The 19,645-nt window shown below is 57.8% G+C and carries 14 protein-coding genes and 4 tRNA genes; 5 read left to right on the top strand and 13 right to left on the bottom strand.

The window, feature by feature from the left end; translation table 11 throughout:
• Window positions 1-101 precede the first annotated feature (101 nt).
• Window positions 102-2,762: a pyruvate dehydrogenase (acetyl-transferring), homodimeric type gene (aceE, locus tag BFP90_RS12030; RefSeq protein WP_065896782.1), complete on the top strand. Its 2,661-nt coding sequence runs from the start codon at window positions 102-104 to the stop codon at window positions 2,760-2,762.
• 1 nt (window position 2,763) lies between these two features.
• Here aceE and BFP90_RS12035 read toward each other — a convergent pair whose 3' ends face one another.
• The 11 genes from BFP90_RS12035 to BFP90_RS12085 form a co-directional block, all read right to left on the bottom strand.
• Window positions 2,764-3,585, bottom strand: coding sequence for a DUF2242 domain-containing protein (locus BFP90_RS12035; RefSeq protein ID WP_065892542.1), 822 nt, complete (start codon window positions 3,583-3,585; stop codon window positions 2,764-2,766).
• Window positions 3,586-3,737: 152 nt separating this feature from the next.
• Window positions 3,738-5,612 carry a SurA N-terminal domain-containing protein gene (locus BFP90_RS12040; RefSeq protein WP_065892543.1) on the bottom strand — a complete coding sequence of 625 codons (1,875 nt, stop codon included), beginning with the start codon at window positions 5,610-5,612 and terminating at the stop codon, window positions 3,738-3,740.
• 231 nt (window positions 5,613-5,843) lie between these two features.
• Window positions 5,844-6,116: an HU family DNA-binding protein gene (locus BFP90_RS12045; RefSeq protein WP_003174819.1), complete on the bottom strand. Its 273-nt coding sequence runs from the start codon at window positions 6,114-6,116 to the stop codon at window positions 5,844-5,846.
• Between the two features lie 149 nt (window positions 6,117-6,265).
• Complete coding sequence (lon, locus tag BFP90_RS12050; protein WP_065884860.1) at window positions 6,266-8,662, bottom strand: endopeptidase La; 2,397 nt, start codon at window positions 8,660-8,662, stop codon at window positions 6,266-6,268.
• A 191-nt stretch (window positions 8,663-8,853) separates the two neighbouring features.
• A complete protein-coding gene (gene clpX / locus BFP90_RS12055; protein WP_017136464.1) occupies window positions 8,854-10,137 on the bottom strand; it encodes an ATP-dependent Clp protease ATP-binding subunit ClpX in 1,284 nt (427 codons plus the stop codon).
• Window positions 10,138-10,249: 112 nt separating this feature from the next.
• On the bottom strand, window positions 10,250-10,885 hold the full coding sequence (gene clpP, locus BFP90_RS12060; protein ID WP_003174822.1) for an ATP-dependent Clp endopeptidase proteolytic subunit ClpP: 636 nt from the start codon (window positions 10,883-10,885) through the stop codon (window positions 10,250-10,252).
• A gap of 91 nt (window positions 10,886-10,976) precedes the next feature.
• A complete protein-coding gene (gene tig / locus BFP90_RS12065) occupies window positions 10,977-12,287 on the bottom strand; it encodes a trigger factor (RefSeq protein ID WP_065892545.1) in 1,311 nt (436 codons plus the stop codon).
• Between the two features lie 399 nt (window positions 12,288-12,686).
• Window positions 12,687-12,762, bottom strand: a tRNA-His gene (locus BFP90_RS12070).
• An 84-nt stretch (window positions 12,763-12,846) separates the two neighbouring features.
• A tRNA-Leu gene (locus tag BFP90_RS12075) sits at window positions 12,847-12,931 on the bottom strand.
• A gap of 57 nt (window positions 12,932-12,988) precedes the next feature.
• A tRNA-His gene (locus BFP90_RS12080) sits at window positions 12,989-13,064 on the bottom strand.
• Between the two features lie 32 nt (window positions 13,065-13,096).
• Window positions 13,097-13,173: transfer RNA gene (locus tag BFP90_RS12085), tRNA-Arg, on the bottom strand.
• A gap of 274 nt (window positions 13,174-13,447) precedes the next feature.
• Here BFP90_RS12085 and folD point away from each other — a divergent pair.
• The 3 genes from folD (at window position 13,448) to pbpG (ending at window position 18,008) form a co-directional block, all read left to right on the top strand.
• Window positions 13,448-14,302 carry a bifunctional methylenetetrahydrofolate dehydrogenase/methenyltetrahydrofolate cyclohydrolase FolD gene (folD, locus tag BFP90_RS12090; protein WP_065896783.1) on the top strand — a complete coding sequence of 285 codons (855 nt, stop codon included), beginning with the start codon at window positions 13,448-13,450 and terminating at the stop codon, window positions 14,300-14,302.
• A gap of 336 nt (window positions 14,303-14,638) precedes the next feature.
• Entirely contained in the window at window positions 14,639-16,801 is a 2,163-nt protein-coding gene (locus tag BFP90_RS12095) for a hypothetical protein (RefSeq protein ID WP_065896784.1), read from the top strand.
• A 283-nt stretch (window positions 16,802-17,084) separates the two neighbouring features.
• Entirely contained in the window at window positions 17,085-18,008 is a 924-nt protein-coding gene (gene pbpG, locus BFP90_RS12100) for a D-alanyl-D-alanine endopeptidase (protein WP_065892548.1), read from the top strand.
• A gap of 53 nt (window positions 18,009-18,061) precedes the next feature.
• On the opposite strand, the gene BFP90_RS12105 is transcribed toward pbpG, so the two are convergent.
• On the bottom strand, window positions 18,062-18,724 hold the full coding sequence (locus BFP90_RS12105; protein ID WP_065892549.1) for a peptidase C39 family protein: 663 nt from the start codon (window positions 18,722-18,724) through the stop codon (window positions 18,062-18,064).
• Window positions 18,725-18,935: 211 nt separating this feature from the next.
• Here BFP90_RS12105 and BFP90_RS28800 point away from each other — a divergent pair, with 211 nt between their 5' ends.
• Complete coding sequence (locus BFP90_RS28800) at window positions 18,936-19,097, top strand: hypothetical protein (protein ID WP_163001576.1); 162 nt, start codon at window positions 18,936-18,938, stop codon at window positions 19,095-19,097.
• On the opposite strand, the gene BFP90_RS12110 is transcribed toward BFP90_RS28800, so the two are convergent.
• Window positions 19,094-19,504: a PA0061/PA0062 family lipoprotein gene (locus tag BFP90_RS12110; protein ID WP_065884855.1), complete on the bottom strand. Its 411-nt coding sequence runs from the start codon at window positions 19,502-19,504 to the stop codon at window positions 19,094-19,096. The two genes, BFP90_RS28800 and BFP90_RS12110, sit on opposite strands and share 4 nt — an antisense overlap.
• Between the last annotated feature and the right edge of the window lie 141 nt (window positions 19,505-19,645).

Below are 19,645 nucleotides of genomic sequence, written 5' to 3' on the forward strand. Positions count from 1 at the left end.
TCATCACGGGCTAAATTCCGCCATGTCGTTGCAATTGCAACTATATCGCAGCGCGCCCACAAGGCGTTCGCCGCCCGGATCCGCCTACCCTGGAGCCTCATATGAATCCGAATAACGCCGCATCCCTGGACCACGATCCGCAGGAAACCCGTGAGTGGCTCGACTCCATCGAATCGGTGCTGTCGGCCGAAGGCCGCCCTCGCGCCCATTACCTGATCGACCAGTTGCTGGATTTCGACGTGGCGCGCCATGGCGACTTTTACGGGCGGGTGACTACCCCTTACGTCAACACCATCGCTGCCGACCGCCAACTGCCCTACCCCGGCGACCTGGACATTGAACGGCGGACCAATGCGTTTATCCGCTGGAATGCCATGGCGATGGTCTTGCGTGCCGGCAAACACTCAGGCGTGGGTGGGCATATCGCGACCTATGCGTCAGCCGCTGTGCTGTACGACGTAGGCTTCGACCATTTCTTTCGCGGCCGAACCGACACCTTCGACGGCGACCTTGTGTACATCCAGGGCCATTCCTCCCCCGGCATCTACGGCCGCGCCTATCTGGAAGGCCGCCTCAACGAAGCCCAACTGGATAACTTTCGCCGCGAAGCCGGTGGCGAGGGCCTGTCTTCCTACCCTCACCCACGGCTGATGCCGGACTTCTGGCAATTCCCTACGGTGTCCATGGGCCTGGGGCCGATCACGGCCGCTTATCAGGCGCGCTTCATGCGTTACCTGGAGTTTCGCGACCTCAAGCAACACCAGGGTCGCAAGGTTTGGGCGTTCCTCGGTGACGGCGAGATGGACCAGCCGGAATCCCTGGCCGCCATTTCCCTGGCCGGTCGCGAAAAACTCGACAACCTGATCTTCGTCGTCAACTGCAATCTGCAGCGCCTGGACGGTCCGGTGCGCGGTAACGCCAAGGTGATCCAGGAGTTCGAGAGCGTGTACCGTGCCGCCGGCTGGAATGTGATCAAGGTGATCTGGGGCGGTGGCTGGGATGCGCTGCTGGACAAAGACCACAGCGGCCTGCTGCGCCAGCGCATGATGGAATGCGTGGACGGCGACTACCAGAATTACAAATCCCAGAATGGCGCCTATGTGCGCGAGCATTTCTTCGGCAAATACCCGGAATTGCTTGCACTGGTTGCGGACATGTCCGACGACGATATCTGGAAACTCTCACGGGGCGGCCATGACCCGCTCAAGGTCTACAACGCCTACGCCGCCGCAGTGCGCCACAAGGGCCAGCCCACGGTGATCCTGGCCAAGACCGTCAAGGGCTTCGGCATGGGCGAAGCGGGCGAAGGCCAGAACGTCAATCATCAATTGAAGAAGATGGGTGCCGACGCGGTAAAAGCCTTCCGCGACCGATTCGGGCTGGAAGTGGCCGATGACCTGCTCGACGAAATTCCTTACCTCAAGCCGGCGGCCGACAGCACAGAAGCGCGCTATTTCAATGCCCGGCGCCAGGCGCTGGGCGGGTATGTGCCGGCCCGGCACACTGACGTTGCCCCGTTGACTGTCCCGCCCCTGTCCGCATTCGCCACTCAACTCAAGGACACCGGCGAGCGCGCCATATCCACCACCATGGCGTTTGTACGCATCCTCGGCACGCTGCTCAAGGACCCGCATCTGGGCAAGCTGATCGTCCCTATCGTGCCGGATGAGTCGCGCACCTTCGGCATGGAGAGCCTGTTCCGGCAGATCGGCATCCATTCCGCCGTGGGCCAGCTTTACACCCCGCAGGACGCCGGGCAACTGAGCTACTACAAAGAGAGCAAGGACGGACAGATCATGCAGGAAGGCCTGAATGAATCGGGTGCCATTTCCTCCTGGATCGCGGCAAGTACGTCCTACAGCAACCATGGCCTGATGACCGTCCCGTTTTATATTTTCTATTCGATGTTCGGCTTCCAGCGCGTCGGCGACCTGGCCTGGGCGGCGGGCGACGCGCGCGCCCGCGGCTTTCTGCTGGGTGCCACGGCCGGGCGCACCACCTTGATGGGTGAAGGGTTGCAGCATGACGACGGGCACAGCCATATCCTGGCCTCGGTAGTGCCGTGCTGCGTGGCCTACGACCCGACCTTTGCCTACGAGCTGGCGGTGATTATTCGCGAGGGCATGCGGCGCATGTATGTCGAACAGCAAGACATTTACTACTACATCACCCTGCTCAACGAAAACTACCCGCACCCGGCAATGCCCGAAGGCGTAGAGGATGGGGTTCTCAAGGGGATGTATCCGCTGAGCACACACCCGGATGCTCGGGTTCAGCTGATGGGAAGTGGTTCGATCCTGCGCGAAGTCATCGCTGCAGCGTCGCTGCTCCGGGAAGATTTCGCTGTAGAGAGCGATGTGTGGAGCGTCACCAGCCTGACCGAGTTGCGCCGTAACGGGCACGCCGTAGAGCGCTGGAACCTGTTGCATCCGCAAAGTGAGCCGCGTCTGAGTTACGTGGAGGAGTGCCTTGTCGGAAAAGCCGGGCCGGTGGTGGCGGCGACGGACTACATGAAATTATTCGCCGATCAGATTCGCCCCTTCGTACAGGGCCGCCGCTTTGTCGCGCTGGGAACCGATGGGTTCGGGCAGTCGGACACCCGGGAAGCGTTGCGCGAGTTCTTTGAAGTGGACCGCCACTTCATCGTGCTGGCGGCGCTGAAGGCACTGGCGGATGACGGTGTGATCGGTCGTGACAACATCACAGAGGCGATCAACCGCTACGGGATCAATGTCGACAAGACAGACCCCGTAACGGTCTGAGTCACTGCGTTGGCGTTGGCAGGGCGGGAATCGCCTCTGTCGGCGCCGGCAGGCTGGGGTTGGTCGGCGCGGGCGCGGACTCGGTGGCCGGAGTCGCGGCTGGCGTCTGTGGTAACGGCTCTACGCTGGGCGCGATGGGTGCGGCCTCGGGTGGCGGTGCCAGTGGCTGCGCGGCGGCAGGGATTGCGGGCATCTGCTGAGGTGTCTCGAGCTTCTCGGCGGCCGGCGCGGCTTTCGGTTCAGGCATGCCAAGCTCATCCTTGGGCTTCTCGGGTATATGCGCAGCCTGCTTCACTTCCTGGGGCAGGAACACATCCACCAAGGCAAAGTAACGCTCATAGAACTTGGGCGCCGAGACGGTCTCGCTCGCCACCTTGACCATCGAGTCATCGGTGGAGCCGATCGGCATCGACACCGAACCCAGCACCCCAACCCCGAGACTTGCGGAGTTGTTGACCTTCTTCAGCGCATAGCGGTCCTGCAGGGCGTTGGCAAACATCGTCGAATGGTTGCTGCCTTTACCATCGGCGGCACACACCACGTTGAAGCTGATCTGCAGGTGGGTCTCGCCGGTCTGCTGGAAACTCTTGTTACCGGCCACCAGCTTCGGATCGCTGCTGGTGATGATATAGCCCTGGCTCAGCAGGGCACGGCGCGCCGCTTCACAGGCCGCCACATCGCTCACCGGGTAATCGCGGGAAAACGTACCGGAGTCGTCGAAATTCTCATGTTCGTAAATAGCGGTCTTGGGTGACGAGCAACCCGCCGCGCCCGCCAGCACCAGCGCCAACCCGAGGTTTCGCAAGTGAAATGATGTCAACATCGAAAATCCTGAGAAAAACAGTCCGGGCGGTATTGTGCAACAGAACGAGGGGTGGGCGCGCGCATTCCTGTCGGTAAAACGTCACAGGCTTTAATGCGCGCAAAAAAAGACCCCGGCCTTTTCAGGACGGGGTCTTTTTATTCAAGCCGACATCAGAACTTCTTGATGTCTGCCTGGGTTTCCAGCTGCTTGCGATATGCCGCGAAGTCCTGCTGGCCGATACGGGACGCGAGGAAGCGGCGGTATTGCGCTTTTTCTTCGTCCGTAGGGGCTGCCGCTTCGTTGACACCGTTCAAGCGCACGATCATCAGGCTGCCGTCACGCAGAGTGACGGTGGTGAAGGTCGGCTTGTCCTTGGCCGCTGGCTTGGGCATGCGGAACAACGCTTGCAGCACAGCAGGGTCGACGCCTTCCTGGCCACGGGTCGCCGCTTCAGTCACCTTCCAGGCCTGGCCGTCAATCGGCTGGTCCAGTGCGGTCTTGCCATCACGCAGGCTGGCGATCAACTCGTCGGCATGGGTTTTGGCGGCAGCGCTCGCACGCTCCTTGGTCATCTGCGTGCGGATCGCCGCCTCAACCTTTTCCAGCGGCAGCTGGGCAGGCTTGAGGTGTTCTTTGGCGCGCAGCACGATGATGGTTTCCGGATCCAGCTCAATGGCGCTGCTGTTGGCCCCCTCATCCAGCACTTCCGGACTGAACGCAGCGGTGACCACGGCACGGTTGGCCGCAACGCCTTCGCCACCTTCACGGCCGAACGGCGCCGAGGTGTGTACGGTCAATTTCAGGTCGGACGCCGGCTGGGCCAGGTCGGAAGCCTCGAATGCCGCATCTTCCAATTGCTTGGTCGCCTCGACGAACCGCTGTTCAACCTGCTGGGTCTTGAGCTCGCGGGTCAGCTTGTCTTTCAGGCTGGCGAACGTCGGCACTTGCGGTGCTTCAACGCCCAACAGCTTGATCAAGTGCCAACCGAAGGCACTGCGCACCGGCGCGGACACCTGGTCTTGCTTGAGGCCGTACAGCGCCGTTTCGAAGTCCGGATCGTACACGCCGGGACCGGCAAAGCCGAGATCACCGCCATTGTTGGCCGAACCCGGATCCTGGGAGAACTCCTTGGCCAGGGCGTCAAACTGTTCGCCCTTGGCCAGGCGCGCCTGGATGTCTTCGATCTTGGCCTTGGCTTGCGCCTCGGTGACCTTGTCGTTGACCTCGATCAGGATGTGCGCGGCACGACGCTGTTCAGCGAGGTTGGCGGTTTCTTTCTCGTAGGCGGCCTGCAACTCATCGTCCTTGACGGTGACCTGGTCGAAGAAGGACGACTTCTTCAGCTCCAGGTAGTCGATGACGACCTGATCCGGAGTCATGAACTCCTTGGCATGCTGGTCGTAGTAGGCCTTGACTTCGGCGTCGGTGAGTTTCACCGCTGCAGGGTCAGCCTTGATATTGACGGTGGCGAAATCGCGGGTCTGTTTCTCAAGACGGGCGAATGCCAGCACCTCGGCATCGGTCACGAAACCACTGCCGGCGATGCCTGCGCGAACCTGGCCGATCAGCATTTCCTGGGTCATCATCTGACGGAATTGCAGGCGGCTATAGCCCAGCTGACGAATCACCTGGTCAAAGCGCTCGGCGTTGAACTGGCCATCCACCTGGAACTCCGGCGTCTGCAGGATCACCTGGTCCAAGGCCGCTTCCGAGAAGCCGAACTTGGAATCCGCCGCGCCTTGCAGCAGCAGCTTGCGATCGATCAGGCCCTTGAGGGCCGCATCGCGCAACAGTTTTTCGTCCAACAGGGAAGCATCGAAATCCTTGCCCAGTTGTTGCATCAGCTGGCGCCGTTGCATATCAACGGCCTGGCTCAGTTCGGTCTGGGTGATTTCCTCACCGTTGACCTTGGCCACGTCCTGCTTGTTATTACCCGAAGCCTGGAAAATAGCCTCGATACCGGTGAACGCCATCAATGCGACGATGATCCCGATAATGGTCTTGGCAATCCAGCCTTGTGAATTGTCCCTGATATTTTGCAGCATGCGTCCCCCAGAAACGGTTGAACATCAAAAATAGGCAACCGTGGAGCGTGGGTAGAATCCGGATAGAAGAAAGGCGCATCCGAGGATGCGCCTTCTCGTAACTGGCGGAGCGGACGGGGGTTTTAACTCTGACCCCCGGCGTGGCGACCCGATGGATACTCGGGCCGGCTACCGCTCCGCTGCCAGGCCAGACCAGCGTCCGACCCGGGTAAGCAAAGGCTTGATCGAAGCTTAGTTAACGGCTTCTTTCAGGGCTTTACCGGCTTTGAAACCTGGTTTCTTGGCAGCAGCGATTTGCAGTGCTTTGCCGGTCTGTGGGTTACGGCCAGTGCGAGCTGGACGGTCAGTCACAGAGAAAGTACCGAAGCCTACCAGTACCACGGAGTCGCCGGCCTTCAGAGCGCCAGTGACGGATTCGATTACTGCGTCCAGCGCACGGCCGGCAGCAGCTTTCGGGATATCAGCGGATGCAGCGATAGCATCAATCAGTTCCGACTTGTTCACTCTAAGTCCCCTTATATATCTATGAGTATGATTCTAAGTTTTTTGGTAAAAAGCAAAAACCAGTGCTGGATGGCCAACAGACACTTAAGAGCCGCTTTATAACAAGGGCTCTAAAAAGCTGTCAAGGAAGCCCCCCAGGCTCCAACACTTTAATGCGTGCTAATTCTTTCCTTGGAATCCGACTCGCGTTTTTCGTCCTTCGCGACAATCTCCGGAGCCACATCCGGCAAGGGCTCCGGCGCGTATTGCAGCGCAATTTGCAGGACTTCGTCAATCCATTTAACCGGTTTGATCTGAAGATCCTGTTTAATATTGTCTGGAATTTCCTTCAGGTCGCGGACATTCTCTTCGGGAATGATCACGGTCTTGATTCCACCCCGGTGCGCGGCGAGCAATTTCTCTTTCAGACCACCGATGGCCAATACCTGGCCACGCAGGGTGATCTCACCGGTCATCGCCACATCGGCACGCACCGGAATGCCGGTCAATGCCGACACCAGGGCCGTGCACATGCCTACACCCGCGCTGGGACCGTCCTTCGGGGTTGCCCCTTCCGGCATATGGATATGGGTGTCGTGCTTCTCGTGGAAGTCCAGGGGGATACCCAGGCTCCTGGCACGACTGCGCACCACGGTCTGCGCTGCGGTGATCGATTCGACCATCACATCGCCCAGGGAGCCGGTCTTGATCAACTGCCCCTTGCCCGGGATCACAGCCGCTTCAATGGTCAGCAACTCGCCGCCCACCTGGGTCCACGCCAGGCCAGTGACCTGCCCTACCTGATCCTGCTGCTCGGCCAGGCCGTAGCGGAATTTACGCACACCGAGGAAATGTTCCAGCGCGTCGGCCGTCACTTTCACCGAGAAGCGTTTTTCCAGTGCATGTTCCTTGACCGCCTTGCGGCAGATTTTCGCAATCTGACGCTCGAGGCCCCGTACACCGGCCTCGCGGGTGTAATAGCGCACGATGTCACGGATGGCTTCGACGTCAAACTCGATCTCGCCTTTCTTCAGGCCGTTGGCCGAGGTCTGCTTGGGCGCGAGGTATTTGACGGCGATGTTGATCTTTTCGTCTTCGGTGTAACCCGGCAGGCGAATCACTTCCATCCGGTCCAGCAACGCCGGCGGAATGTTCATGGAGTTGGAGGTGCACAGGAACATTACGTCGGACAGGTCGTAATCGACTTCCAGGTAATGGTCGTTGAAGTTGTGGTTCTGCTCGGGATCGAGCACCTCAAGCAGCGCCGACGCAGGATCGCCGCGCATATCGCTGCCCATTTTGTCGATTTCATCGAGCAGGAACAGCGGGTTACGCACGCCCACTTTGGTCATCTTTTGAATCAATCTTCCTGGCATCGAACCGATATATGTCCGGCGATGGCCGCGGATTTCCGCTTCGTCACGCACGCCACCGAGGGCCATGCGTACAAATTTGCGGTTGGTCGCGCTGGCGATGGACTCCGCCAGAGAGGTTTTACCCACCCCGGGAGGCCCGACAAGGCATAACACCGGACCCCGAATTTTCTTCACACGCTTTTGCACGGCGAGGTATTCGAGGATCCGCTCCTTGACCTCCTCAAGACCATAATGGTCGGCATCGAGGATTTCTTCGGCGCGGGTCAGGTCCAGGCGTACCTTGGTCTGAGCCTTCCACGGCACTTGCACGAGCCAATCGATGTAGGAGCGCACCACGGTGGCTTCAGCCGACATCGGCGACATTTGCTTGAGCTTGTTCAGCTCGGCCGTCGCCTTGGTCAGCGCATCCTTCGGCAGGCCGGCGGCATCGATACGCTTTTTCAGCTCTTCGATCTCGTTGTGGCCTTCCTCGCCGTCGCCGAGCTCTTTTTGAATGGCCTTCATCTGCTCATTCAAGTAGTACTCGCGCTGGCTGCGCTCCATTTGTTTCTTCACGCGGCCACGAATGCGCTTCTCGACCTGCAGCAGGTCGATTTCACCATCGAGCAGTGCCAGCACATGTTCGACACGGGCCGACAGGTCGATGATTTCGAGGATGTCCTGCTTCTGCTCGATTTTCAGCGCCATGTGCGCCGCCATGGTGTCGACCAGGCGACTTGGCTCGTCGATGCTGTTCAGGGACGACAGGACTTCCGCCGGGACCTTCTTGCCCAGTTGCACATACTGTTCGAACTGCGAAAGCAGGCTGCGCACGAATACTTCGGACTCACGCTCAGGGGCTTCGACTTCGTCGATCAGCGCCACTTCGGCGCGCAGGTGGCCGTCGACCTCCATGAAACGCTCGACCGCACCGCGCTGCTCGCCTTCCACCAGCACCTTGACGGTGCCGTCGGGCAGCTTGAGCAATTGCAGGACAGTTGCAACGGTGCCGACGCGATACAGGGCGTCTTCGCCCGGATCATCATCGGCAGGATTCTTCTGGGCCAGCAGCAGGATCTGCTTGTCGCCCGTCATCGCGGCCTCGAGGGCTTCGATAGACTTCTCGCGCCCCACGAACAGCGGGATAACCATGTGCGGATAGACGACGACATCACGCAACGGCAGGAGAGGCAATTCGATGGTTGTCTTCATGATTTCGCCTCTATGACAGTTGAAAAATAAGCTTGAAACCAAGATGGGGGTTGCATGCAAAAAAAACAAGCTCAATGCCAGCACTTAAACGCATGAATAAACGCGATTTAATCAGCCGTCACGCAAAAACACCCCAAAAAAACAAGGGGCCCCAAAAAGGCCCCTTGCTTGTACCGCCACTGCAAAGACGCTTATGCGTCAGGTGCAGCCTTGGCAGCCGGCTCACTGTTTTCATAGATATACAGCGGCTTGGACTTGCCTTCGATAACGCTTTCGTCGATCACCACTTTACTCACCTCGGACTGCGAGGGGATTTCGTACATGGTGTCGAGCAACACGCCTTCGAGGATCGAGCGCAGACCACGTGCACCGGTCTTGCGCTCCAGTGCGCGCTTGGCCACTGATTTGAGCGCGTCGGTACGGAACTCGAGGTCCACACCTTCCATCTCGAACAGCTTGGCGTACTGCTTGGTCAGGGCGTTTTTCGGCTCGGTGAGGATCTGAATCAACGCCGCCTCATCCAGCTCGTCCAGCGTCGCCAGAACCGGCAGACGGCCGACGAACTCCGGGATCAGACCGAACTTGACCAGATCGTCAGGTTCGACTTCACGCAGGGACTCGCCCACCTTCTTGCCTTCTTCCTTGCTGCGCACTTCCGCGCCGAAACCGATACCGCCCCGGGTGGAGCGCTGCTGGATGACCTTTTCCAACCCGGAAAACGCACCGCCACAGATAAACAGGATGTTACGCGTATCGACCTGCAGGAATTCCTGCTGCGGATGCTTGCGGCCGCCCTGGGGCGGTACCGAAGCGACCGTGCCTTCGATCAGCTTCAACAGGGCCTGCTGCACGCCTTCACCGGAAACATCCCGAGTGATCGACGGATTGTCCGACTTGCGCGAAATCTTGTCGATTTCGTCGATGTAGACAATACCCATCTGGGCCTTCTCTACGTCGTAGTCGCACTTCTGCAGCAGTTTCTGAATGATGTTCTCGACATCTTCGCCCACGTAGCCCGCCTCGGTGAGGGTGGTGGCGTCGGCGATGGTGAACGGAACGTTCAGCAGGCGAGCGAGGGTTTCCGCAAGCAGGGTCTTACCCGAGCCTGTGGGGCCGATCAGCAGGATATTACTCTTGCCGAGTTCGACTTCGTCGCCTTTCTTGTCACGCTGGTTCAGGCGCTTGTAGTGGTTGTACACCGCTACGGCCAGAACCTTTTTTGCACGCTCCTGACCAATCACATACTGGTCAAGGATGCCGCTGATTTCTTTAGGCGATGGGAGTTTGTGCGCACTGCTCTCGGCCTGGGCTTCCTGCACCTCCTCGCGGATGATGTCATTGCACAGGTCGACGCATTCGTCGCAGATAAACACCGAGGGGCCGGCAATCAATTTGCGTACTTCATGCTGGCTTTTGCCACAGAAGGAGCAATAAAGCAGCTTGCCGTTGTCCTCGCCGTTGCGGGTGTCAGTCATTCGTTCGATCCAAATCCGATAGGCTTGCAACACAAGATGAAGGCTTATGCGGGCTTTTTCAAGCCCGCCAGTGGTCGGGCATGCCGACCAGCCCTATTTTGAGCGGCTTATATTAAGCGGGGCGCTTTTCGATCACTGCGTCGATCAACCCGTATTCACGGGCAGCTTCAGCGCTCATGAAATTATCACGGTTGGTATCACGCTCGATTTCTTCAAGTGTGTGCCCGCTGTGCTTGGCCATCAGCGTATTGAGGCGCTCACGAATGAAGAGGATTTCCTTGGCATGGATTTCGATGTCCGATGCCTGGCCCTGGAAACCGCCCAGTGGCTGGTGAATCATCACGCGTGAGTTCGGCAGGCAGTAACGCTTGCCCTCGGCACCGGCGGTCAGCAGGAATGCACCCATGCTGCAGGCCTGGCCAATGCAGGTAGTCGATACGTTTGGCTTGATGAACTGCATGGTGTCGTAGATCGACATGCCCGCTGTCACCGAACCGCCCGGCGAGTTGATGTAGAGATGGATGTCCTTGTCCGGGTTTTCCGCTTCAAGGAACAGCAGCTGCGCACAGATCAGGTTGGCCATGTAGTCCTCTACCGGGCCAACCAGAAAGATCACTCGCTCCTTGAGCAGGCGCGAGTAGATGTCGTAGGCGCGTTCGCCACGAGCGGACTGCTCGACAACCATCGGGACCAGGCCGCCTGCGGCCTGGATATCAGAGTTCTGCTGAATATAGGAATTACGGAACATGCTCTGCAGTTACTCCCAAATAGTCATGTCTTGAAAACGCATAAGCCAGCGCGAGGCTGGCTTATGGTTGAATTTCCAACGAGTTGGACAATCAGTCGGCTTGTGCTGCTTCTGCCGGTTTGACTGCTTCTTCGTAAGAGACCGCTTTATCGGTCACCTTAGCCTTCTGCAGAACAGTATCCACAACTTGTTCTTCAAGCACAACCGAACGTACTTCGTTCAGTTGCTGGTCGTTCTTGTAGTACCAAGCCACAACCTGCTCAGGCTCCTGGTAGGCCGAGGCCATTTCCTGGATCATTTCGCGAACACGGTCTTCGTCCGGCTTGAGGTCGAACTGCTTGACCACTTCAGCCACGATCAGGCCCAGCACGACGCGGCGCTTGGCTTGCTCTTCGAACAGCTCGGCCGGCAGCTGGTCAGGCTTGATGTTGCCACCAAACTGCTGGACAGCTTGTACGCGCAGGCGATCCACTTCGTTGGACAGCAGGGCCTTTGGCACTTCGATCGGGTTGGCGGACAGCAGACCGTCCATGACCTGGTTCTTGACCTTGGACTTGATCGCCTGGCGCAGCTCGCGCTCCATGTTCTTGCGAACTTCGGTGCGGAAGCCTTCGATGCCGGTTTCCTTGATGCCGAATTGAGCGAAGAACTCTTCGTTCAGTTCCGGCAGTTTAGGCTCGGAAACGCTGTTGACGGTCACGGTGAACTCGGCGGCTTTGCCGGCCAGGTCCAGGTTCTGGTAGTCAGCCGGGAATTCCAGGTTCAGAACGCGCTCTTCACCGGCCTTGGCACCGACCAGGCCGTCTTCGAAGCCCGGGATCATGCGGTTGGAGCCCAGCACCAGCTGGGTACCGGTGGCGGAACCGCCAGCGAACACTTCGCCGTCAACCTTGCCAACGAAATCGATGTTCAGTTGGTCTTCGTTCTGGGCGGCACGGTCGGCCACTTCGAAACGGGTGTTCTGCTTGCGCAGGATTTCCAGCATGTTGTCCAGGTCCGAATCAGCGACATCGGCGCTCAGGCGCTCGATTTCGATGCCTTCAAAACCGGCCACTTCAAACTCAGGGAACACTTCGAACGTCGCTACGTATTCCAGGTCCTTGCCAGCTTCCAGGGACTTGGGTTCGATCGACGGCGAGCCAGCCGGGTTCAGCTTCTGCTCGACAACGGCTTCGTAGAAGGAAGCCTGGATCACGTCACCTACCGCTTCCTGGCGCGCATCGGCACCAAAACGACGCTTGATTTCGCTCATCGGCACTTTGCCTGGACGGAAACCAGCGATCTTGGCCTTCTGGGCAGTCTGCTGCAGACGCTTGTTGACCGCAGTCTCGATACGCTCTGCCGGCACGGTGATGCTCATGCGGCGCTCGAGAGCAGTAGTATTTTCAACAGAAACTTGCATGGATATTCCTCGTTGCACAGACATTAGCCGGCCATTTCCGACCCCAATCAAGGGCATGCATTCTAGTGGGTCAAACTCAAGAAGTCACCCTACTGAAAATACACCTGGAAACAGCCAGCAATTTATCGGTACGAAGGCACTGAAGTACCTCGCCCCGGTGACAAATACAGCCAATTGCGCAAGGGCTCTGCGCCGCCCTTCTATATAGAGAGAAAGCAGCCATTCATCTCCCTGACGGTCCGCCCCGCGAACGGCGCGAACGGGCAAAGCGGCATCATCGAGACACACAAATACGACGAAACGCGCTGCCGATGGAGCCCACTACCTGCGACCGCTGAAATATCAAGCGGCCAAAACCAAAAAAGGCGCCAGACTGTTAAATCTGGCGCCTTTCGAATATGGGGTGGACGAAGGGGATCGAACCCTCGACAACGGGAGTCACAATCCCGTGCTCTACCAACTGAGCTACGCCCACCATATTGCATTAACAAAGAAACCAAACTACTTCTTTTTTCTTTGTCCAACATTGCCCGACCTGACAGCCGAGCAACGTTTTATTTGGTGCGGATGAAGAGACTCGAACTCTTACGCCTCGCGGCGCTGGAACCTAAATCCAGTGTGTCTACCAATTCCACCACATCCGCGCTTGAAGCTCTTAAAGCAAAGGCGCCAGACGGTTAATCTGGCGCCTTTTCAAAATATGGGGTGGACGAAGGGGATCGAACCCTCGACAACGGGAGTCACAATCCCGTGCTCTACCAACTGAGCTACGCCCACCATATAGCGCTACTTGTGCCAAAGCTGCCTAATGGCGCACCCGGCAGGACTCGAACCTGCGACCATCCGCTTAGAAGGCGGATGCTCTATCCAGCTGAGCTACGGGCGCCTGATTAATCTGTACTCTTGGAGGATTACAAACTAAGTGTTTCCAGCCTTGCAGGACAACAATTCTGCTCGACTTTCTAACCAGTGCTAGGCTGTGCCCGACAAGTGCGACGAATAGTATAGAGCGGCCTGAAACCCGTCAAATCTTTTTTGAAAAAAACTGATTTTATTTAAGGGGTTAGGCCAATTTGCAGACCAAGCGCCTTTGCCCTCGCGCCTTGGCGTGCGAGAATGCGCGCACTTTTCTTCCCCCTCTCGATGGTTAATCACGCGTAATGACTGCACAACTTATCGACGGCAAATCAATCGCCGCCAGCCTGCGCCAGCAGATCGCCAAACGCGTCACCGAGCGTCGCCAGCAAGGCCTGCGCACGCCTGGCCTCGCGGTGATCCTGGTCGGCAGCGATCCTGCCTCTCAGGTTTATGTCTCGCACAAGCGTAAAGACTGCGAAGAGGTGGGCTTTATCTCCAAAGCCTACGACTTGCCTTCGAACACCACTCAACAGGCCCTGGCCGACCTGATTGACAGCCTCAACGATGACCCGGACATGGACGGCATCCTGCTCCAGTTGCCGCTGCCCGAGCACCTGGACGCCTCCCAACTGCTGGAACGCATCCGCCCGGACAAAGACGTCGATGGTTTCCACCCCTATAACGTCGGTCGCCTGGCCCAGCGCATCCCGCTGCTGCGCCCCTGCACGCCCAAAGGGATCATGACGTTGCTGGAAAGCACCGGGGTCGATCTCTATGGCCTCGACGCCGTCGTGGTTGGCGCCTCGAACATCGTCGGTCGCCCGATGGCCATGGAACTGTTGTTGGCCGGCTGCACCGTGACCGTTACCCACCGCTTCACCAAGGACCTGGCCGGCCACGTTGGCCGCGCCGACCTGGTGGTGGTCGCCGCCGGCAAGCCGGGCCTGGTCAAAGGTGAATGGATCAAGGAAGGCGCCATCGTCATTGACGTGGGCATCAACCGCCAGGACGACGGCAAGCTGGTCGGCGACGTGGTCTACGACACCGCCCTGCCCCGCGCCGGCTGGATCACCCCGGTTCCAGGCGGCGTAGGCCCGATGACCCGGGCGTGCCTGCTGGAGAACACGCTGTATGCGGCGGAAACGCTCCACGGCTAATAACCACGCGTACTGAAAAAGCCCTGCCTTAGCGCGGGGCTTTTTATTTCTTGAGAAAAAATTTCTCAGCTCAAAGGCCGTAGCCGGTCAAAATTTCCGCCCATGATCGCCCTGCTAATCGAAATCGGCCTGGAACCGGCCTCTCATACAGCGAAAAGCCCTGCACTGCATTTTATATGCGCCAATGCATAATAAATGCATTTTCAGCTTGAATTCACGTCAGGAACAGCAATACTGTATGCATAACCAGCCACGTTAAACAGCAGTGCCGGCTGGCAGCGACGCCCACGATTTCACCATGGGGGCGACTTCTTCCACAGCAATGGAGTGATAAATGTGGAAAATGCTACCAATGAAAAAGTTATAAACCTTGTTGCCAACAGATACGTTCGGCAATTCAACGCAGTCAAAGATATCTTCGAAGCCATCGGCGAGACGGCCGGCGAGCAAGCCCTTCTGAATTCATACCACCTGGACCACCGAAGTGGCGGCGGGCACTTGGTATGGGCTCCCGAAGTGCTGAAGTCCGCCCATGATGGTTTTCGGGTTTTCAGCCCCACAGTCCCCACGGCGTCTCTTTCAATCGCGCAGGCTTCCATCCTCAGCTATATGAATGGAAGCGGTGAGACGGACACTGGAGGGGTCGGCTGTTGGCTGCGATTGATAGATGACGCTGTCGCAATGGAATACGGCGGTGTGACTGAAGGCACTGACTGCGGATTGCTTGCTCAGAGAATCATGGACGCTTGCGTTCCCAGTGGCACATCAGTTATTTGCTCTGCACCGTTAACAGTCGGATCACCACTGACAATCCCCCAGTATCGAACCACCCCTGCGGTACAGCTCGACTTTAATCGTTCAAGGGTTCATATCCGGCACTTGATATGCACTCAGATGTCTGGCGTCGCAGTGTCTGTTGGAAGTTCTACCGCGAGGTTTGCCGTGGACTGGATGCAAGGTCCTGGCTTCAGTGGTTTTCCACTTGTTGGGATACAGATCTCGGGCATGGGGGGCAATGTCATCGAGGTCGGGCAGATAGGCGGCTTTCAGAATAATGTCGAGTTCAATAGCTCCTATTCTCACGTTGTGAATATAGGTTGGTGCGACAATGCAATACGCGGCATAGTTTTTATAAATAGCAACGCAAACAAAGTAAACGGCGGTCATATTGGCGGTAGATATAGTTCCGGACTCCCTCCTGTCGGGGCAACGGACCCAACAACGTGTGAAGTCGGTGTCTATATTGATCCCACGAGCGCGAACAATATAATTTCATCGACTATTGAATACTGCAGACGCTCCGAGACTTCAATAGGGCTTCGCGACAGCGGCTTTGCGACTGTTTATAGAGGCTACATCGAGTCTTGCACCGGTTGGAATATTTATGCTGACGGAAAGGATGGTGTATTCGATGTGCTCGCCGGTGGCACAACGATTAGAAGCGACGGCGCAGGTTTTCACGCAGGGAGCGGAAATACCATAAATCTTGCGACACAGGTCGATTACTACAACGAAACACCAAAAGGAGACAACGCCACCCTGACCTTCTTGACGCCACAGGCTCTAGCGTCCGTTGGCACTGGAAAAATCAACGGCCCAAATGGCATGCAGACCATCAGTCGAAACCGTCAATCCGCAGAAAATCTCTTGGTCGACAGTTCCAACCTCATATCCGAGCGTTGGGGCAAGGGAGCCGAAAATGGCGCAAGCTGGTCGGGTATTACCACACTGTCCACCGTGGCGATGCCTGAATCCGGCTACGAAACATCAACCCAAATCATATTTCCTGCCTTGCCTGCTGACGGTGCTATATATTCAGCATCGCAGAGCCCGCTCCTTATGATTAATGGTCCCATAAGCTTTGGTTGTTTCGTACTTTGCGTATCGGGTGATGTGGATATAATGATGCGCGTTGTAAGCGGAACTGGCAGCGTGCAGCATCGACATGTTTCAAGGCTTAAGCCTTCCGAGAACTTCCAGAAGATCGGCAGCGAGTTGACGCATACGGCCGACACAGACGCTAACTCCACTTTCCAAATTAGTTTTCGGAGCGCGACCGGCGGAACAATTTACGTTACGAACTGTTATTTCCAGAACCGCGTTGGAGTTAAATTTCCACCGGTTAATGGCAAGGTACGCAGGAACGTACTGTCAGGGGAGGATGTCGGGGGAAATACCTTTTATAACGGAGCGACGATCAACGGTATAATCCGCACAGACTACCGAGTTATTTCCGGGCCGTTCAGCTTGGATACTGGAACGATGACCTATTCGACTGAGGTTATTACAGGCGAGGGCTATAACGTCTTACTTGGTACTGGCCAAGATGGCCAAGAAATCACCTTCAAAAGGGATGCCTCCAGCGGACTAGTAGGAATTATTCCAATCGGCGTCACGATAGAGAACTCGCTGACGCCTATTCCGTTATCCACCCCATGGCAGTCTTTACGGTTGAAATACGTGATGACAGCGACCTTCACAGGCTGGATAAGGATTTGACACATGAGGAGCGGCCCCAGTGAATCTGGGGCTTTCTTGCCTACACAGACCTCATGGGCGCAAAAGGCAATCAATAGGTGGTGACAGGCACGCGGCACCTCATCGCTCGCCCTAGCCTTTAAAGCCAAAAAATCGGAGAATTAGATCCGACCAATCATCGGCTTACAGCCTTTATTTAAAGGCCTCTATCGCTTTCTCGTCCATACATCCTAAAATGTAACGGTATTTAACAAAAACCCGTTTCCCAAACGGTATTTCCTTACTTTTTAGCGAGTTCATCCGCGTGAAAATTCGTCTTTCTCTTGTCAGCCTGTTTTTTGCTTTCACAGGCACCTTCGCCCACGCCGCCGAATCCACCCTGGCCCCGCGTGACGCCTCCAAACTGCAAATTGCTTCCGGCAGCGCCATGCTGGTGGATTTGCAGACCAACAAAGTGATCTATGCCAGCAACCCCGACGTGGTGGTGCCCATCGCGTCCGTGAGCAAGCTGATGACCGGCCTGATCGTGCTGGAAGCCAAGCAGAACATGGATGAATACATCGATATCAACATCACCGACACGCCGGAGATGAAAGGGGTGTTCTCGCGCGTGAAGATCGGCAGCCAGATGCCGCGCAAGGAGATGCTGCTGATCGCATTGATGTCCTCGGAAAACCGCGCCGCCGCGAGCCTGGCCCACCATTATCCGGGCGGCTACGCGGCGTTTATTGCGGCGATGAACGCCAAGGCCAAGGCGCTGGGCATGACCAGCACCCATTATGTGGAGCCTACAGGCCTGTCGATCCACAACGTGTCGACCGCCCGCGACCTGAGCAAATTGCTGGCCTATGCGCGCAAATTCCCGATGTTGAGCCAGTTGAGCACCACCAAGGAAAAGACCGTGGCGTTCCGCAAGCCCAACTACACCCTGGGTTTCTCCAACACCGATCACCTGATCAATCGTGCCAACTGGGACATCAAGCTGACCAAGACCGGCTTTACCAACCAGGCCGGGCACTGCCTGGTGCTGGTCACGAGCATGGGTAACCGCCCGGTATCGTTGGTGATCCTGGATGCCTTTGGCAAATTCACCCACTTTGCCGATGCCAGCCGTATTCGCAGCTGGGTCGAGACCGGCAAGGGCGGCGCGGTGCCGGATGTGGCGCTGCGCTACAAGGCTGACAAGAATCTGAAGAACCGTGCGGGTGTGACGGAAGTGCGTCGCTAGTCAGCTGACAGCACCGATCAAATGTGGGAGGGGGTTTGCCCCCTCCCACATTTTTATCTGCGTTCCGCCAGGACCTTGAGCGCCTGGGCCGCCGCCCCTTCCTGCCCGGCCTGGGCCGTAGCGTTCGCCGCCTCCCGCCAACGCTGCGCGTCCACATTCGCCGGCAACTGGCTCGGACGCTGGGTCAGGATCGCCCAATGACCCGCGCTCTTCCACGCCGACTCGAAGTCACCAAAGCTCATCATCAATCGCCGCTCCATGCCGGAACGCAACAGCACCGTGCTTTTCTGCTGATTGAACCCCACCACCACGACGTAACGCGGGCCGGACCAGAAGCTGGAGTTGATGCGCGCCATTACCGGATAACCGGCCGCCACCTGCGCCAGCACTGCGGTCAGCCCGGCATCCAGCGGATACACCATCAGCCCGTACTCACGCGCCAGCTTTGGCATGTTGCGCTCAAGGTCCGCCTCGGCGCCCGGCAGGTGCAGTGGCTTATCGAGCAGCCCCGGTGTCATGACAATGCCTTGTTGCGACAGCATGCTGGCCAGTGCCGCAGGACCGCTCTGATAAGCCTCGCTGCGAAAAGTGGGGACGCCATTGAGCTCAACCCGCTCCGGCAGGCCGGGAAGTTTCGACGGCTGGCTGGAACAGGCCATCAGCCCCAGGGCACAGGCCAGCAGGATGGATGTTTTGAGGTTCGACCGTAAGCGCAATGTTTGACTCTCTTGATCAACTGCCGGTGAGGGCCCCGATCATAGGACGCTCTTGGGCAAGGGTATAGCCTCACGTGTCGATAAACCGCCCGCCATAGAGCAAACAAGTTGGACGGACACGACCATTGGTCAATAGCAGGCAACCGCCGGGTAGCTAGACTGTCCATTGAGAAGACTGTGTGTACCCCGGACGGGGTGAAGGGAGGCCTGAATGAGCCTTGCAACGACGATTTTCCTGTTGATCTGCGGTTGGCTGGCGGTGGCCGCCGCCATGTTGTGGGGGGTCATGCGCGTGACCCGCCGGCACCATCACCCCCACGTCAAACCCGCCGCGCCCGCCAAGCCGAGCAAGGCGACGGTGCATCACGCCTAGCCGGGCATGCAATTGAAGTCCTGGGTGGCGGCGACCTCCTTGCCGTGGCCATCCTTGAGCGCCGCGCGCACGGTAGTCCCCAGGCTCGATTCCTCCAGGGTGTAATGCTCACCCGCCTTGAAATGCTTGTACTCGACCCGGCCCTGGCAGTCCTGCTGGTTATCGTCGCCGGGCTCCTCCTCAAACAACGTCACGTCCAGGCGATGGTCCCCGGGGCTCACTTCGAAGTAGCGCCCGTCATCGACGCGCTTGCCATCGAGACGCTCGGCCAACAAGTCATTGGGTGCCTCTTCTTTCAAGCCGATCCAGGCTTGGCTCGGGTCGGCCTTGGGTATCGGGCCGGCACACGCCGACAACAGTACGACAGCCGCAAGGGTGGGAATCAACAACAGTGTTTTCGGTGACATGGCAGGGCTCCAAAGCGCATCAGTAAAAAGCGTATCCGATGGCTGACAAGCTTGAAGAGCCGCCGTTTGTAGAACAAATGAATACAAATGAAACGATCTTCAGCCGTTACCTAAATGTTCCTTCACCTGGCTGAAAGGTGC

Source organism: Pseudomonas sp. 24 E 13 (assembly GCF_900004715.1).
Lineage (GTDB): Bacteria > Pseudomonadota > Gammaproteobacteria > Pseudomonadales > Pseudomonadaceae > Aquipseudomonas > Aquipseudomonas orientalis_A.

Bases quoted from the DNA above. Each gene is read 5' to 3' on its own strand.
- aceE (WP_065896782.1), top strand. From the start codon at position 102: ATGAATCCGAATAACGCCGCATCCCTGGACCACGATCCGCAGGAAACC.
- BFP90_RS12035 (WP_065892542.1), bottom strand. From the start codon at position 3,585: ATGTTGACATCATTTCACTTGCGAAACCTCGGGTTGGCGCTGGTGCTG.
- BFP90_RS12040 (WP_065892543.1), bottom strand. From the start codon at position 5,612: ATGCTGCAAAATATCAGGGACAATTCACAAGGCTGGATTGCCAAGACC.
- lon (WP_065884860.1), bottom strand. From the start codon at position 8,662: ATGAAGACAACCATCGAATTGCCTCTCCTGCCGTTGCGTGATGTCGTC.
- clpX (WP_017136464.1), bottom strand. From the start codon at position 10,137: ATGACTGACACCCGCAACGGCGAGGACAACGGCAAGCTGCTTTATTGC.
- clpP (WP_003174822.1), bottom strand. From the start codon at position 10,885: ATGTTCCGTAATTCCTATATTCAGCAGAACTCTGATATCCAGGCCGCA.
- tig (WP_065892545.1), bottom strand. From the start codon at position 12,287: ATGCAAGTTTCTGTTGAAAATACTACTGCTCTCGAGCGCCGCATGAGC.
- folD (WP_065896783.1), top strand. From the start codon at position 13,448: ATGACTGCACAACTTATCGACGGCAAATCAATCGCCGCCAGCCTGCGC.
- BFP90_RS28800 (WP_163001576.1), top strand. From the start codon at position 18,936: ATGAGCCTTGCAACGACGATTTTCCTGTTGATCTGCGGTTGGCTGGCG.
- BFP90_RS12110 (WP_065884855.1), bottom strand. From the start codon at position 19,504: ATGTCACCGAAAACACTGTTGTTGATTCCCACCCTTGCGGCTGTCGTA.